This window comes from Vibrio sp. A1-1, from assembly GCF_021728175.1.
Taxonomy (GTDB): Bacteria; Pseudomonadota; Gammaproteobacteria; order Enterobacterales; family Vibrionaceae; genus Vibrio; species Vibrio diabolicus.
In genome coordinates this window covers 56,838-71,563 of the sequence record NZ_JAKKCL010000013.1, presented here as the reverse complement: position 1 = coordinate 71,563, position 14,726 = coordinate 56,838, and the positions used below count along the sequence as shown (strand labels likewise).

Genomic DNA, 14,726 nt, shown 5'->3' with positions numbered 1-14,726 from the left:
CTTACACGCCACTCGTGTTATTTGATTACGATTTGGGAGTTATCTTTGCTCAGTTTGATGGCTGATTGCATGGTGTCAGTGAATATATTGACGTTGATTGACTCAGTCGTTGGAAATTGATTAAACCAGTCGGTTTGAATGTGACTGAGTTGGTTAACTTGGTCACAGCTGAAGCGATATTGCACCGAAAACTCACCATGTCCGCCATTTTCATGCTCCTCATTGTGAGCATCGTGACCGTCATGGTGCTCATGTTCATCATGGTCGTGCTCGCTATGATCATGGTCTTCATGAGGGTTGCTGAGGTTATGGTTTACGTAAGCTTCTTCAATATCACAATTGGCTTGCGCGTTAATAGCAAACAGTGTGTTGCTGTCTTCTAGGGTGGCAATGGCTTGTTTAAGTGCTTGCTCTTGCTGTTCATTTTCTGGAGCATGCTCGAAACCGACCACATCGGCTCCGGGAGCAGTAATCTCCACTAACAGATCCTTTCCATCTTGGGCGATATTAAATTCGACGTGACCATGCACATGAGCACCGTGCTGACGGTATTCGTCCGCATTTGCTGCTGTCGATAAAGAGAGACCAATGACAAGCGCTAAAACATGTTTCGATGACATTTTGTGTTTCCTAATTTTGCTGGCACTAACCCGAGCAATACCGGATCAGATTTGTATTTACTAAGGTGCGACTCGCTGACACGTTAGGTGCAGGAATACGCACAAATTATGTTGAGTGTGGAATAGTTTGGAAATTAAGCAAAATAAGGCGGGGCACGAGCTGCACCACGAATGTCTTCACTATTAACAAGGCGCTGAAAGACATCATGGTATTGGATGCGCGTAAATGTTGGCGTCGATAGGGTCGGTTGAGCTTTGGCTATGCCGTGCTGAACCCCAGAAAATAGCTGGCAATGATGGTGTGTGTGGTGTTCGGGAGTCAGATCAACTTGATGAAGGATTACCGCAAAGTTCCAAGCGATCAGCAACGCGACACTGAAAAATAAAACAGTGCGATGCCAATGCTTCCGTATCTTTTGCTGGTGGTGGTACATCTGAGCTCCTCTTACTGACTGTTATAATATAACACCCATAATGAGTAAAAGTTCACTCTTTTGTTGGCTAGTGGGAAAATTTACGTCAACACATGCGATGTCGCCGAATCTGAGACAGTCTCCTTGGTGGAATCACTGAGCGTTAAACTAGGGGCAACAGAAATCTCAAGCTTTAAGTTTGGTCGCATGGCTCCTTATACTGCGTACTACGGATATTAAGGAGCCAAGCAACGAGACTAGATGTTCTGTTTAATTAGCTCGATCACCTTTGCAATTTCATCTTGCTCAAGTGCGCCTTCTTTTACAAACAGCACTTTGCCTGTTTTGTCTTGAACAATAATGGCAGAGCTTTCTTCTTTAAGATCCCAAGTGTTGGCGACTACGCCATTTTCATCCAGAACCATAGATGACCAAGGAAACTCTTTTTTGCTGTCTTGGGCTGAAGATTTCACGAACGAACCTGTCCCCCAGATTGCATCATCTTGGTTAATGATCGTAGTTGTTTGGTAGCTTTCTTGCGGGAATTGCGCGGCGGTTATTGCTGACATCAAAGGAGCGTTCATTTCTTTTGAACTGCTACGACCTGCGATTGCTTGAATAACACGAACCTTACCCTGCATATGCTGGGTTGCCCATGGTTGGTATGCCACGCCCTCACCTTGCAAAACAATCTCGCCATAAGCCGCGACCTTGGCAGAAGGAACGGTCTCACCGACAGATAGGTTGTGTGCAAACGCAAAGCTTGGCGTTATAGCCAATAGTAGAGGTAGGAGAGTCTTAGTTTTCATATTGTTATATTCCGTACGAGTTGGAAGTTTTCCAGTATATATCCAGATCTAGGAAATTTGTAGAACTGTTGATAACATTTATTTAACGTATGGGGTGGTGTAATATTGCGTTATATTTAGAATTTGCTAAAATGAACCTCGTCGCAGATTGCGCATCAAGATTGCAGAGGATAAATAAGCAATCCGTGTTTTCTCAAAGGAATTGAGGTGAGTTATGCTACGTGAGTTTGCTGTATACCGACCATTACAAGTGGCACGTTTCGTTAAAACGTTGTTCAAAGGTCAATTCTTTATTGCTGGGGTTGGATGTTTTCAGTTCGACAATGGCAAAGTTTTGCTCCCTGACGTCAACGATCAGAAAAGACTCTCCATCTTTAAAGAAGTCAACCAAGTGATTGCTTCGTTGTCTGTTTAAGAGCCCGTTGGCTTGAATTTAGTTTTCGATTTCAAAAAAGAGCGACCTATTCGGTCGCTCTTTTTGGTTTCAGTTAGTCCTAGGAACTAACTTTGTAAGCTGGGTGGAAAGCAAACACCTGTGCCACCGATACCGCAGTAACCATCAGGGTTTTTAGCCAGGTATTGCTGGTGGTAAGTTTCGGCAAAATAATACGGGCCCGCTGGCTGTATCTCAGTGGTGATATTCGCGCGTAGTTCCTCTTGCAGTGCTTGTTGATACAAGAGCTTCGATTTTTCTGCGCTTTCTTGCTGCTTCGCGGAATAAGTATAAATAGCCGAACGGTATTGTGTGCCCAAATCGTTACCTTGACGCATCCCCTGGGTTGGGTCATGTTTCTCCCAAAAAACGGCCAGTAGTTTTTCTAAGGAAATCACGCGTTCATCGAAGACGACTCGTACTACCTCTGTATGGCCTGTTTTACCCGTACACACCTCTTCATAAGTAGGATTGGGCGTATATCCACCGGCGTAGCCAACCGAAGTGGAGATAACCCCATCCAGTTGCCAAAATACGCGCTCAGCGCCCCAAAAGCAGCCCATTCCCAGCAGAATTTGTTGTTGATGCGGCTCCAATGGTGCCTTTAAGTTAGATTTATTTACAAAATGATGATCTTCAACCTGCATCGGTTGATCTCTACCTGGCAAGGCATCTTCTATACTGATCAATGTTTGTTTGTTGAGCATGGTATTTGTCCTTCAATACGTGTCTTAAATTTGCGAACTTTTTCATTTCGTCTGTATCTGATGCTGTGATGACATAGACCGCGTTAAACCTATTAATATTACAGACTTAGACTTTAATTGGCGTTATCATTATTTACGTTTACTTAACCTCATTCAGCCAAAAAAGCATGATAAAAAAAGCTCTCCTCACCATTGTTGGCCTGTTTGCCTTTTCTCATGGTGCCTATGCCGATGTTTCTTTGACTTTAAAAGGCATCGATGGCGCTTTAGAAGAGAATGTCAGTGCGTACCTGTCGTCCATTCCAGCGAAGGACTACTCCACTTCTCTGCGCTTTCAAGCGAGATTAGATCAAAGTATCACTGAAGCTCTTAATGCGCTTGGGTATTATCATGCTAAAATTTCATACTCTATTCCGGAAGGGAATGATGAGTTGATCGTCAGCATCAAGCCGGGTTTACCTGTGAAAGTGAAAGTCATGGATGTGGCCATCACCGGAGAGGCTAAAGACGATGAAGAGTTTGCAAAACTTATTGAGCGCTCTCCGCTCAAAGTTGGTCAAGTTTTGAATCAAGGCCAATACGACAGCCTTAAGTCAGGCATTCGTAACTTGGCGCTTCAGCGTGGTTACTTCAATGGTGAGTTTACGCTAAGTCGATTAGAGGTTATCCCTGATCTGAACGAAGCTAATGTCCGTTTGCACTACAGCAGTGGAATACGTTTCAATTTTGGCGACGTTTCTTTTATTGGCAACCACATCTGGGAAGACCGTGTCGCATCACTACAACCTTTTAAAGAAGGGGACCCATACAACGTTTCGAAGCTGGGCGAGTTTAACCAGAAGCTATCAAATACGGAGTGGTTTTCCTCAGTTTTTGTTGAGCCTGAATTGGATAGGCTTGATGATGGCCGAGACTTGCCAATTAAAGTGTCTTTATCTCCTGCTTCTAAGAATCAGATCGAGACGGGTATTGGTTACTCAACGGATGTCGGCGTTCGAGGAACGTTGAAGTGGAAGAAACCTTGGGTGAGCTCCCGAGGACACAGTTTCAACACCGCTTTATCCCTATCTAAGCCAGAGCAAACCGTGACTGCTTCTTACAAAATTCCTTTAGAAGATGTCGCTAACGATTATTATCAAGTTCAATATGGGCTTAAAAACCTAGACAACCGTGACACACAGAGTATCGAGTCTAACCTTGCAGTGGAACGTCATTGGTTAGCAGACGGTGGTTGGCATAATACCGTTTATGTTCGTCATTTGTACGAGAGCTTTACGCAAGGTTTACAAGATGATGAATTCAACTTCGTACTTCCAGGTGCGACATTTTCTCGGACTAGGGTTCGAGGGGGCAATATGCCAATGTGGGGAGACAAGCAAAGCATCACTATTGAGTATGGTGATACCGCTATGCTTTCTGAAACTAGAGTGCTCCGCTTAATTGGCTCGACTTCTTGGATTCGTGGTATTGGAGAGAATCATCGTGGTTTGTTCCGCTTAGAGGGTGGTGCGAATATTACCGATGAACTTGAAAAGCTATCACCGTCGCTGCGTTTCTTCGCTGGTGGTGACAATAATATTCGTGGTTACGGCTATGAATCTATTTCACCTGTGGATGAGAGTGGTGCTTTGACGGGTGGTAAATACATTGTTAGCAGTACATTAGAATACCAATATCGTGTTTATGGAAACTGGTGGGCTGCAACGTTTTACGATATTGGTGATGCGTTTAATGAAACACCAGATTGGAAATCAGGTGCTGGTGTTGGTATCCGCTGGGCGTCTCCGGTGGGCCCTGTTAGTTTTGATTTTGCATGGGGGTTGGATGCAAAACCAGAACGAGAGTTTCGTATCCACTTCTCATTGGGGCCTGAGCTATGATCAAAATGATGTTTAAGTGGACCAAATGGCTGTCGCTCAGTTTGATTGGCCTATTGCTGTTGCTCATCATTATTGTCGCGACAGTTTTGTTTACCCACCCAGGCCTCAAATTTGCCTTGTGGGGAGCTGAAAAAGCATTACCACAATTGCAGATTGAAAAAGTGCAGGGTTCATTGTTTCCTCGCTTCGAACTGCATAACGTCAGTTTTGTCGATGAGTCTTTGAATATCGACGCCAAAGTCGAGCGTTTAGCTTTGGCAGTGAACTTCCGCTGTTTCTTTGACCCTAAGGTCTGTGTCGATGAGTTAAGACTGCAGGGGCTTGACTTTAAGATGCCAGAGCTACCGCCAGCAAGCGAGGAGCAAGAGGAAACACCACCACTGCGTTCTATCAGTACGCCAGTGCCAATTTTTGTTAATAAAGTCAGCTTTAATGACATCAATGTCAATGTGCTGGGCAATCAAATTGATTGGCAAACATTCTCGACCGCTTTGTCGATGCAGGGTGATCGTTTGGTGATCGCACCTACCGCGTTGAAAGACATTAATGTGGCTTTAGCACCAAGTGAGGCTGAACCTGAAGCGGCTGCCGAGGAGCCGAAAGAAACTGACGTTACGCCGCAAGATATTGTGTTACCCGAAGTATGGATTCCACTGACGGTTGAAGCGCGTCGTCTTGATATTCACAATTTCAAACTGGCGGGTGAAACGCCAGTGATCGTCAATCATCTTGGTTTGGTTGCAAGAGCAGGCGGTGAACGTGTTGATGTCAAAACGTTAGAGCTCGACATGCCAGAAGTGGAAGGCAAGTTGAGCACACAAGTGACGCTTTCTTCTGATTACCCTATCAAAGCGCAATTGGACGCGTTAGTGAAGCAAGCGGATGCGAAGGGACAAAAACTGTCGCTTTCGGTCTCGGGTTCGGTTGGTGATTTGTCACTAAATGCTACGCTTTCTGAGCTTGTACAAGCGGAGATCAAAGGTGATATTCAACCGCTTAAAACACAGTTGCCGTTTGATGTCGCGATTAAAAATGTACAGGCGCAATGGCCGCTATTTGGACAAAGCGATTACCAGGTTTCTGTACCAAGCTTGGCGGCAAAAGGCTCACTTGATGGCTACGAAGTCGCATTAGAAACCAAAGCTTCGGGCAAAGATATTCCCGCCGTTGATGTCGCACTAAACGGCAAAGGTACGCTAGAGCAAATTGACCTCGAAAGCCTTGTAGTGAAAACCTTAGGGGGCGAACTCTCTGGGAAAGTCATGGCCAATTGGGCCGCGCCAATCAACTGGCAAGCTGACTTGAACCTGAAAAACATTCAACCAGGTTTACAATGGAAAGAAGCTGAAGGGGATATCAGCGGTAACCTTTCGACTTCGGGGTCGTTAACAGAACAAGGCGGTTGGCAAGTCAGTTTGCCTAAGTTAGACATTGACGGCATTTTGCGAGGGTATCCGCTGAATGTTGAAGGGCAACTTGAAGCGTCTGATAAAAACGGCAAAGGCGAAGACATCCAACTTACCACTCAGGGTTTAGCGCTTTCTCATGGTCCAAACCAACTCAGTGCAAAGGGTAAGATCGATAAGCAAATTCTGATGGATGTTGAGGTTAACTTCCCTGATTTTGCGAAAAGTGTTCCGGATCTTGCAGGTGCGATGCAAGGTAAAGTCGCACTACGTGGTAGCTTGAAAGAACCAGACATCAATCTTGATCTCGCTTTAAATCAGATAAACTGGCAGCAACAGGCGAACGTAGAAACGATCACCTTAAAGGGTGATGTGAAGCCTCTGCCAGCACCAAAAGCGAACATAAGCCTAATTGCGAACAACATTACCTATGACGACATAAAAGTTGATAGTGCTGACCTTGAAGTCTCTGGGGATGAAAAACTGCATCAACTGACGCTCGATGTAGTGTCTGACCTGGTGTCGACCAGTTTAGAAATTGAAGGGACATTCCAGCAGAAACCAAAAATGATTTGGGATGGGGCGCTGCGCCGCTTGACGCTGAGCTCGCAACAAGGCCCGTGGGCGTTGCAAAAATCGACCGCGGTGAAGGTCAATATCGACAAACAGATCGCGAACGTTCAAGCGCATTGTTGGTTGCAAGCGGAGTCGAGCGTATGTCTAACCGAAGACATTAGTGTCGGTAAGAGTGGCCAGGCGAAGTTAGCCATCAATGATTTTGATTTTGACCAAATCAAGCAATTCCTGCCGCCAGAAACCAAGCTGCAAGGCTCGGTTAATGCACAGGCTTTTGCTAAATGGGCACCAGAGAAAAAGCCTGAAGTAACCTTAAGTGTCAATATGCCAAAAGGCCAAGTTGAACAAGCGCTTGAGCAGCCAATTAAAGTCGGTTGGGAAAGCTTCAACTTTAAAGCGGCATTAGCGAAAGACAAGCTTGATGCCGAGTGGCTATTTGATGTGAAAGATAACGGTGACTTGTCTGGTAAGGTTTCTTTACTGAATGTCTCGTCTGAAAAGCCCACTATTGATGGTAAGGTTTCACTCTCTACGTTCCACTTGGATTTCTTGGCACCGTTGATAGGTGAGTACAGCTTGTTTAAAGCAAACATGAATACTGACCTAGCGATATCAGGTGACGTCATGCATCCGAAGGTGAATGGTCAGTTCTTGATTGACCAAATGAAGCTACAGGGTGAAGTCACACCGATAGATATAAACTCAGGGCAGGTCGTCATCAACTTTAAAGGTCATCAAGCGGACTTGGATGCCGGAATTTTAACCCCGGATGGTGAGTTGAACGTTACCGGTGATGCCGACTGGCAGGACTTACAGAACTGGCGCACTAAAGCGCGTGTATTTGCTAAAGAGCTCAATGTTGATTTGCCTCCAATGGTAAAAATCAAGGTTGAGCCTGACATGACAATAGATGTGACCCCTCAGCTTGCGAAAATTGAGGGTGATATTAATTTGCCATGGGGAAGAATTGTCGTCGAAGAGCTTCCACCAAGTGCGGTAGGTGTATCGAGTGATACCGTTATTCTCGATAAAAACTTGCAACCAGTGGACGATGTGGCTGCGATGCCGTTTGATGTGGAAACGAACATCAACATTAAAATTGGTGATGACTTCCAACTTGCCGCTTTTGGCTTAAAAGGTGGGTTGAAAGGGAACCTAAACGTGACACAAAAAGACAAAGGTCCTTTCATCGTTGGTGAAGTGAATGTTGTTGACGGTTCTTATCGTTCGTTTGGTCAGGACTTATTGATTAAAGAAGGTAAGATCCTGATGAATGGTCCACCAGATCAACCTTACTTGTCTATCAAAGCGATTCGTAATCCAGACAATACCCAAGATGATGTCATTGCGGGGGTACAAGTGTCGGGCCCAGCATCTGATCCGAGTATAGAAATTTTCTCAGAGCCCGCGATGAACCAAGCCAATGCACTTTCTTATCTACTTCGTGGTCAAGATATTGATGGTGAAGCCGGTGGTAATGCAATGACGACTACCTTAATTGGTTTAAGCTTGGCGAAGAGTGGTCGTGTGGTTGGTGAAATCGGTGAAGCCTTTGGCGTACAGGATTTACAGCTGGACACTGCTGGGTCGGGCGATGATTCGCAAGTGACGGTGAGTGGTTATATTCTGCCAGGTTTGCAGGTGAAATATGGTGTCGGCATCTTTAACTCCCTAGGTGAGTTCACTGTGCGTTACCGATTGATGCAAGACTTGTATTTAGAAGCAGTATCTGGTGTAGATAGCGCCGTTGACCTACTCTATCAGTTTGAGTTCGATTAAAGTGCTTTAACCTAAGCATATACAGTCATGACTAAGGAGTGGTTATGCAGCATTTGATTTTTGTCTACGGCACGTTACGCAAGGGAGAGTACAACCATCAGTATTTGCGCTCGGCGCAGTTTCTTGGTTTACATGAAACGGATGCTCAATTTGCAATGTATGACTTAGGCCCTTATCCAGCGTTGTCTGATGGGCAACGCTCGATTCAAGGTGAAGTGTATCTGATTGATGATGAAACCTTATCCGAGCTAGATCAGTTGGAAGATGTGCCAGTGGAATATCGTCGAGAGAGTATCGTCACGCCGTTTGGCCAAGCTTGGATCTACTTGTATCAAGATACTGAACAACTGACCGAAGAAATCGCTTCCGGAGATTGGTGTCAAAAGGTGTGAGCTATACTGACATTATCAATAGCGACGAGCTGGTCACTAAGGAGTCATGATGAAGGTATTCGTAATTGGATTAATGGCGTTGATTCTTGCCGCATGCGCGCAAACAACCCTGCCGACCTCGAGTAATGTTACCGACTGGCAAGCGTTTGGTAAGCAGTCTGCCTTAGATGGATTAAGAGTTTTATCTGAAGATCGCATCGCTGCACTGGATGGTACTAATCATGCTACGCCTGAACTGATCATGGCCTATCAAACGGGTTATCAGCAAGGGAAGCAAGAGTATTGTGAACAAAGCGCGTATATGCTTGGTGTTATCGGGCGTCCGTATTTTGGTATTTGTGATGACCTAGACCCTTTCTTTCAGCATGACTATGACGCCGGCCGAATGTCTTCTGCAGGCGCGCCTATCTAGTTGACTTACACAAGATGAAAAGCAAAAGAGCTGCCCTAAAGCAGCTCTTTTTAATTTTGTATCAGCCGTGATGCTTATTTTTTCTGAGCGCGCTCGTAAGATTCTAGGATCTCAGCTTTAGCGGCAGCAACATCTGCCCAACCATCCACTTTCACCCATTTGCCCGCTTCAAGCTCTTTGTAACGCTCAAAGAATTGCGTGATCTGCGCTTTCAGTAGTTCTGGGATATCGTCCACATTTTGGATGTGCTCGTACTCTTTCGAGATTTTTGAGTGGGGAACCGCAAACACTTTTGCATCTTCACCCGATTCATCTGTCATCTTCAAAACGCCAACAGGACGGCAGCGAATGACTGAACCTGGCATGAGTGGGTATGGTGTTGGTACCAGTACGTCGACTGGGTCGCCATCAAGAGACAGCGTATTGTTCACGTAGCCATAGTTACATGGGTAGAACATTGGTGCAGACATGAAACGGTCGACAAATACCGCACCAGAGTCTTTATCTACTTCGTACTTGATTGGATCTGCATTTGCAGGAATTTCGATCACGACATAGATGTCTTCAGGCAGCGACTTGCCTGCTGGCACATGGTTTAAGCTCATTAGAATATTCCTTTTCATTAACGATGAGTCACACAGAAGCGGCTTCATCTGATGATAAATTCGCGTTTCACTTTAGCGACAAAAACGCGGCAGGTAAACACCTGCCGCGTTGGACAAAGGTCTGAAATTATTCTTCGTCGCGGTGCAGTTCAAGGAACTCTTCAACTTTGCGAACCATGTTCTTAGAACCCACAAAGAAAGGCACACGTTGGTGCAATTCGGTTGGTTTGATATCCATGATGCGATTGACGCCGTCTGATGCAATACCGCCCGCTTGCTCAATTAAGAACGCCATTGGGTTACATTCATAAAGTAGACGCAGTTTGCCCTGAGGATGGCTTTGCGTACTAGGGTAAAGGTAGATACCACCTTTCAGTAAGTTGCGGTGGAAATCAGCAACCAATGAGCCAATGTAGCGAGAAGTGTATGGACGACCGTCTTCTGGCACATTCTCTTGGCAGTACTTGATGTACTTCTTCACCCCTTGAGGGAAGCGAATGTAGTTACCTTCGTTGATCGAATAAATCTTGCCTTCTTCTGGAATCATCATGTTTTCATGAGAAAGGCAGAAGCTGCCGATAGATGGATCGTAAGTAAAGCCGTTTACGCCGTTACCCGTGGTGTAAACCAACATGGTTGATGAACCGTAAATCACGTAACCAGCGGCAACTTGCTTATGACCAGGCTGAAGGAAATCTTCTTCTGTCGCTGGTGTGCCAATAGGTGAAACACGGCGATAAATAGAGAAGATAGTACCGACAGAGACGTTCACATCGATGTTAGAAGAACCATCAAGTGGGTCCATCAGTACCACATATTTGGCGTTTTGGTTGAGCTCTTTGTTAAAAGCAACCGCTTCGTCTTCTTCCTCACTGGCAACGCCACACACTTGGTCACGAGCTTCAAGCGCGGCTTTGAACTTATCGTTCGCGTAAACATCGAGCTTTTGCTGGTCTTCACCTTGGACATTTTCCGTGCCTACAGCACCAGTGATATCACCGAGACCCGCTGCGTTGATTTCGCGGTTAACGATTTTTGCAGCTAAACGAATGGAGGCTAAAAGGGATGATAGATCACCGCTAGCGTGGGGGAAATCCGCTTGTTTTTCGACAATGAACTCGCCTAGGGTGCGCAGTCCTGACATGGTTAATCCTTACATTTTCATTTCATTGGGGGTAGTGCGCAAGTGAGCATCTCTTTATGGATGTTAAACGATTGCGCTGGATGTAAGTTTAAGTCGCAGATCTTTTTAATGGTAATGAAGTAACTGTTTGAGATCTCAATTTATTTGTAGACTTGCTTGAGGTATTCATCAGTAAGCAAGAGGTTGTACAGTCTGTGTTCAACCTTGTCATATTTGTGAAAGGGACTGCAAGAAGAAGGCTAAAGTCTCTCGCTTTTCTGGTTGTGATCGCGATAATGAAAGCATTAAAGAACGCATTACAAGGTTTAGTTTATGCACATTCATATCTTGGGTATCTGTGGCACATTTATGGGCGGCGCTGCGATTTTAGCGCGCCAATTAGGGCATAAAGTCACTGGTTCTGATGCCAACGTTTACCCACCGATGAGCACGTTGCTTGAGTCTCAAGGTATTGAAATTATTGAAGGCTTCGACCCGTCTCAACTCGACCCTCAACCAGACCTTGTGGTGATTGGTAATGCCATGAGCCGTGGTAACCCATGTGTTGAACATGTGCTCAATACCAACATGCGCTACACCTCTGGTCCGCAGTGGCTCAACGAGTTTTTGCTGCACGATCGCTGGGTATTGGCGGTATCGGGTACACACGGTAAAACGACCACGTCGAGCATGCTGGCTTGGATACTCGAAGACTGCGGTTATCAACCTGGTTTCCTAGTTGGTGGAGTACTTGGTAACTTTGGAGTCTCTGCTCGTTTGGGTGAAAGCATGTTTTTTGTCGTTGAAGCGGACGAATATGACAGTGCTTTTTTCGATAAGCGTTCTAAGTTTGTGCACTACCATCCTCGAACCTTAATCATGAACAACCTTGAGTTTGATCATGCTGACATTTTCGATGATCTAGAGGCGATCAAGCGCCAATTCCATCATTTAGTGCGAACGGTTCCCGGCAATGGCTTAATCTTAGCTCCGAAGCAAGACCAAGCTTTGGCGGATGTATTAGAGCGTGGTTGCTGGACAGAAAAGCAGTTTTCAGGTGTTGATGGCGACTGGCAAGCGCACAAATTAGTGGTCGATGGCTCAAAATTTGAAGTTGCTCTACAAGGCGAGAAGGTCGGTACCGTCGAATGGGATTTGGTGGGTGATCATAACGTTGATAATGCGTTAATGGCGATTGCCGCGGCGCGACACGTTGGCGTAACGCCAGAGCTTGCGTGTCAGGCTCTGGGCCGTTTCATTAACACCAAGCGCCGTCTTGAGTTAAAAGGTGAAGAGCAAGGTGTGACGGTTTACGATGATTTTGCGCATCATCCGACGGCAATTGAACTCACCGTCGGTGGTTTGCGTAACAAGGTAGGCGAAAAACGCATTCTTGCCGTGTTGGAACCTCGTTCTGCCACTATGAAGCGCGGCGTGCACAAAAACACACTCGCGGATTCGCTACACAGCGCAGATGAAGTGTTCTTATTCCAACCAGACAACATCGAATGGTCGGTGCAAGATATCGCGGAACAATGTCAGCAACCTGCTTTTGTTGACGCTGACATCGATAACTTTGTAGCGAAAATCGTTGAACGTGCGCAGCCAGGTGACCAAATCCTCGTGATGAGTAATGGTGGCTTTGGCGGTATTCACGGCAAGATCCTCGAGCAACTTAAACAAAAAGCCTGATTTTATGCAAAACAAACAGCAGCAAGCAGAAAAAGCCATCACTTTAGCATTAACTGGAGCATCTGGTGCGCCTTATGGCCTTCGTCTTTTAGAATGTTTGGTCGCGGCGGATTATCATGTCTACGTTCTGATCTCTTCGGCGGCTCGTGTCGTGATGGCAACCGAACACAACCTTAAGCTGCCAAGTGGGCCAGAAGCCGCAAAGCAAGCGTTGGTGGAACACCTCAACTGTGACCCAAATAACATCACCGTTTGTGGTAAAGATGACTGGTTCTCACCGGTAGCGTCTGGCTCTGCGGCACCCAAGCAAATGGTGGTTTGCCCATGTTCAGCAGGAAGTGTTGCGGCGATCGCGCATGGTATGTCGGATAACTTGATTGAGCGCGCCGCTGACGTGGTGATGAAAGAGCGTGGGCAGTTGTTGCTCGTCGTTCGCGAAACACCATTTTCAACGCTGCATCTGGAGAACATGCACAAGCTATCGCAAATGGGCGTCACCATCATGCCAGCGGCTCCGGGTTTCTACCATCAGCCAAAGAGCATTGAAGACTTAGTGGATTTTATGGTGGCGAGAATTCTCGACCACTTAGGTATTGAGCAAGGTTTAGTGCCTCGTTGGGGTTATGACCAGCGTTCGTGAGCTGATTGTGTAACCACTCAAATACCTTTACAATCCATCCAACTCATCGGGGAGCAAACCCATTTAGCATTGAGTCAATCAATGCATTTGGGCGCTGAGACCTAAGTGCTTTACTAGGGACCCGTATTACCTGAACCAGATAATGCTGGCGTAGGAATTGAGTCTGGATATTGGAAGTCCTTAATAGCCGCCTCAACCCTGTGCCGCTCAACTTATTTCTCTGAAATACTCATGGAGAGCGAGCAGTGAAACCCACTCTAAATCTGATTGCCCTAGCTGCAATCACCTCTACTTCAGCGTTTGCAGCTGAAAACACATTAACCATCTATACCTACGACTCTTTTGCCGCAGATTGGGGACCAGGTCCTAAAATCGAGCAAGCTTTTGAAGCAAAATGTGGCTGTGACGTTAACTTCGTGGCGTTGGACGATGGCGTGTCGATCCTGAATCGTCTTCGTCTTGAAGGCGGTAATAGCAAAGCCGACATCGTGTTAGGTTTGGATAACAACCTGATGGCGGAAGCGAAGAAAACCGGTCTGCTTACCGAGCACAATGTGGATACGGCCAACACAGTGTTACCAAATGGTTGGAGCGACACGACGTTTGTACCGTACGATTACGGCTACTTCGCGTTTGTGTACAACACAGAGAAACTGGCTAATCCGCCGAAAAGCATGAAAGAGCTGGTGGAAACGCGCGACGATTTGAAAGTGATTTATCAAGATCCGCGTACGTCAACGCCGGGCCAAGGCTTGATGCTGTGGATGAAATCCATCTATGGCGACGATGTGACGCAAGCGTGGCAGAAGCTAGCGAGCAAAACCGTAACGGTCACGAAAGGTTGGTCAGAAGCGTATTCCATGTTCCTTAACGGCGAGTCGGACTTAGTGCTTTCTTACACTACGTCACCTGCGTACCACTTAATTGCGGAAAACGATTCAAAGTTTGCGACGGCGAATTTTGCTGAAGGTCACTACATGCAAGTTGAAGTCGCCGCTAAAGTGAAAGGGGCAAAAAATTCAGAACTTGCTGATCAATTTATGAATTTCATTTTAAGTGATGAGTTCCAGTCAGCGATGCCAACGGGTAACTGGATGTACCCTGTTACAGACGTTGAGTTACCTAAAGGTTTTGAAACCTTGAGCGTTCCAAACAAGTCGTTGAGCTTTAGTGCTGATGAAGTGGCAAAAATGCGTAAGTCTTGGATTCGCGAATGGCAAAGCGCACTGACGTTTTAGC

The 14,726-nt window shown here is 46.0% G+C and carries 14 protein-coding genes and 1 riboswitch; of the genes, 8 read left to right on the top strand and 6 right to left on the bottom strand.

Features of this window, described 5'->3' with window-relative positions; all coding sequences use genetic code 11:
- Positions 1 to 17: 17 nt before the first annotated feature.
- The 3 genes from L3V30_RS17525 to L3V30_RS17515 all read right to left on the bottom strand — a co-directional run bounded on the left by L3V30_RS17525 (position 18) and on the right by L3V30_RS17515 (position 1,842).
- Positions 18 to 620 (bottom strand): DUF2796 domain-containing protein, encoded by a 603-nt coding sequence (locus L3V30_RS17525; RefSeq protein WP_237309399.1) that lies wholly within the window; start codon positions 618 to 620, stop codon positions 18 to 20.
- 134 nt (positions 621 to 754) lie between these two features.
- The gene (locus L3V30_RS17520; RefSeq protein ID WP_005392338.1) at positions 755 to 1,054 is read right to left on the bottom strand and encodes a DUF2607 family protein; all 300 of its coding nucleotides are present in this window, start codon (positions 1,052 to 1,054) and stop codon (positions 755 to 757) included.
- 236 nt (positions 1,055 to 1,290) lie between these two features.
- Positions 1,291 to 1,842, bottom strand: a complete 552-nt coding sequence (locus L3V30_RS17515; protein WP_005392336.1) for a YtfJ family protein — start codon at positions 1,840 to 1,842, stop codon at positions 1,291 to 1,293.
- Between the two features lie 214 nt (positions 1,843 to 2,056).
- Here L3V30_RS17515 and L3V30_RS17510 point away from each other — a divergent pair, with 214 nt between their 5' ends.
- The gene (locus L3V30_RS17510; protein ID WP_005392334.1) at positions 2,057 to 2,257 is read left to right on the top strand and encodes a DUF1107 domain-containing protein; all 201 of its coding nucleotides are present in this window, start codon (positions 2,057 to 2,059) and stop codon (positions 2,255 to 2,257) included.
- Between the two features lie 86 nt (positions 2,258 to 2,343).
- Here the strand turns inward: L3V30_RS17510 and msrA are convergent, their stop codons facing one another.
- Positions 2,344 to 2,982, bottom strand: a complete 639-nt coding sequence (gene msrA / locus L3V30_RS17505; RefSeq protein WP_005392333.1) for a peptide-methionine (S)-S-oxide reductase MsrA — start codon at positions 2,980 to 2,982, stop codon at positions 2,344 to 2,346.
- Positions 2,983 to 3,149: 167 nt separating this feature from the next.
- Between msrA and L3V30_RS17500 the strand changes: the two genes are divergently transcribed.
- The 4 genes from L3V30_RS17500 to L3V30_RS17485 are packed head-to-tail and all read left to right on the top strand — an operon-like array spanning position 3,150 to position 9,427.
- Positions 3,150 to 4,862, top strand: a complete 1,713-nt coding sequence (locus L3V30_RS17500; protein WP_005392331.1) for an autotransporter assembly complex family protein — start codon at positions 3,150 to 3,152, stop codon at positions 4,860 to 4,862.
- Entirely contained in the window at positions 4,859 to 8,623 is a 3,765-nt protein-coding gene (locus L3V30_RS17495) for a translocation/assembly module TamB domain-containing protein (protein ID WP_237309398.1), read from the top strand. Before L3V30_RS17500 ends, L3V30_RS17495 begins: the two co-directional genes overlap by 4 nt.
- A 44-nt stretch (positions 8,624 to 8,667) precedes the next feature.
- The gene (locus L3V30_RS17490; protein ID WP_005392325.1) at positions 8,668 to 9,015 is read left to right on the top strand and encodes a gamma-glutamylcyclotransferase; all 348 of its coding nucleotides are present in this window, start codon (positions 8,668 to 8,670) and stop codon (positions 9,013 to 9,015) included.
- Positions 9,016 to 9,064: 49 nt separating this feature from the next.
- On the top strand, positions 9,065 to 9,427 hold the full coding sequence (locus L3V30_RS17485) for a DUF2799 domain-containing protein (RefSeq protein WP_005392323.1): 363 nt from the start codon (positions 9,065 to 9,067) through the stop codon (positions 9,425 to 9,427).
- A gap of 74 nt (positions 9,428 to 9,501) precedes the next feature.
- Here the strand turns inward: L3V30_RS17485 and ppa are convergent, their stop codons facing one another.
- Together ppa and fbp are read right to left on the bottom strand one after the other, a co-directional pair.
- Entirely contained in the window at positions 9,502 to 10,032 is a 531-nt protein-coding gene (gene ppa / locus L3V30_RS17480; RefSeq protein WP_005392322.1) for an inorganic diphosphatase, read from the bottom strand.
- A gap of 127 nt (positions 10,033 to 10,159) precedes the next feature.
- Complete coding sequence (gene fbp / locus L3V30_RS17475) at positions 10,160 to 11,176, bottom strand: class 1 fructose-bisphosphatase (protein ID WP_005392321.1); 1,017 nt, start codon at positions 11,174 to 11,176, stop codon at positions 10,160 to 10,162.
- A gap of 312 nt (positions 11,177 to 11,488) precedes the next feature.
- On the opposite strand from fbp, the gene mpl reads away from it, so the two are divergent.
- The 3 genes from mpl (at position 11,489) to thiB (ending at position 14,725) form a co-directional block, all read left to right on the top strand.
- A complete protein-coding gene (gene mpl, locus L3V30_RS17470; RefSeq protein ID WP_124007403.1) occupies positions 11,489 to 12,847 on the top strand; it encodes a UDP-N-acetylmuramate:L-alanyl-gamma-D-glutamyl-meso-diaminopimelate ligase in 1,359 nt (452 codons plus the stop codon).
- 4 nt (positions 12,848 to 12,851) lie between these two features.
- A complete protein-coding gene (locus tag L3V30_RS17465) occupies positions 12,852 to 13,487 on the top strand; it encodes a flavin prenyltransferase UbiX (protein WP_006742964.1) in 636 nt (211 codons plus the stop codon).
- A 37-nt stretch (positions 13,488 to 13,524) separates the two neighbouring features.
- A riboswitch (TPP riboswitch) is annotated at positions 13,525 to 13,661 on the top strand.
- Positions 13,662 to 13,732: 71 nt separating this feature from the next.
- On the top strand, positions 13,733 to 14,725 hold the full coding sequence (gene thiB / locus L3V30_RS17460; RefSeq protein WP_104969028.1) for a thiamine ABC transporter substrate binding subunit: 993 nt from the start codon (positions 13,733 to 13,735) through the stop codon (positions 14,723 to 14,725).
- Position 14,726 lies beyond the last annotated feature (1 nt).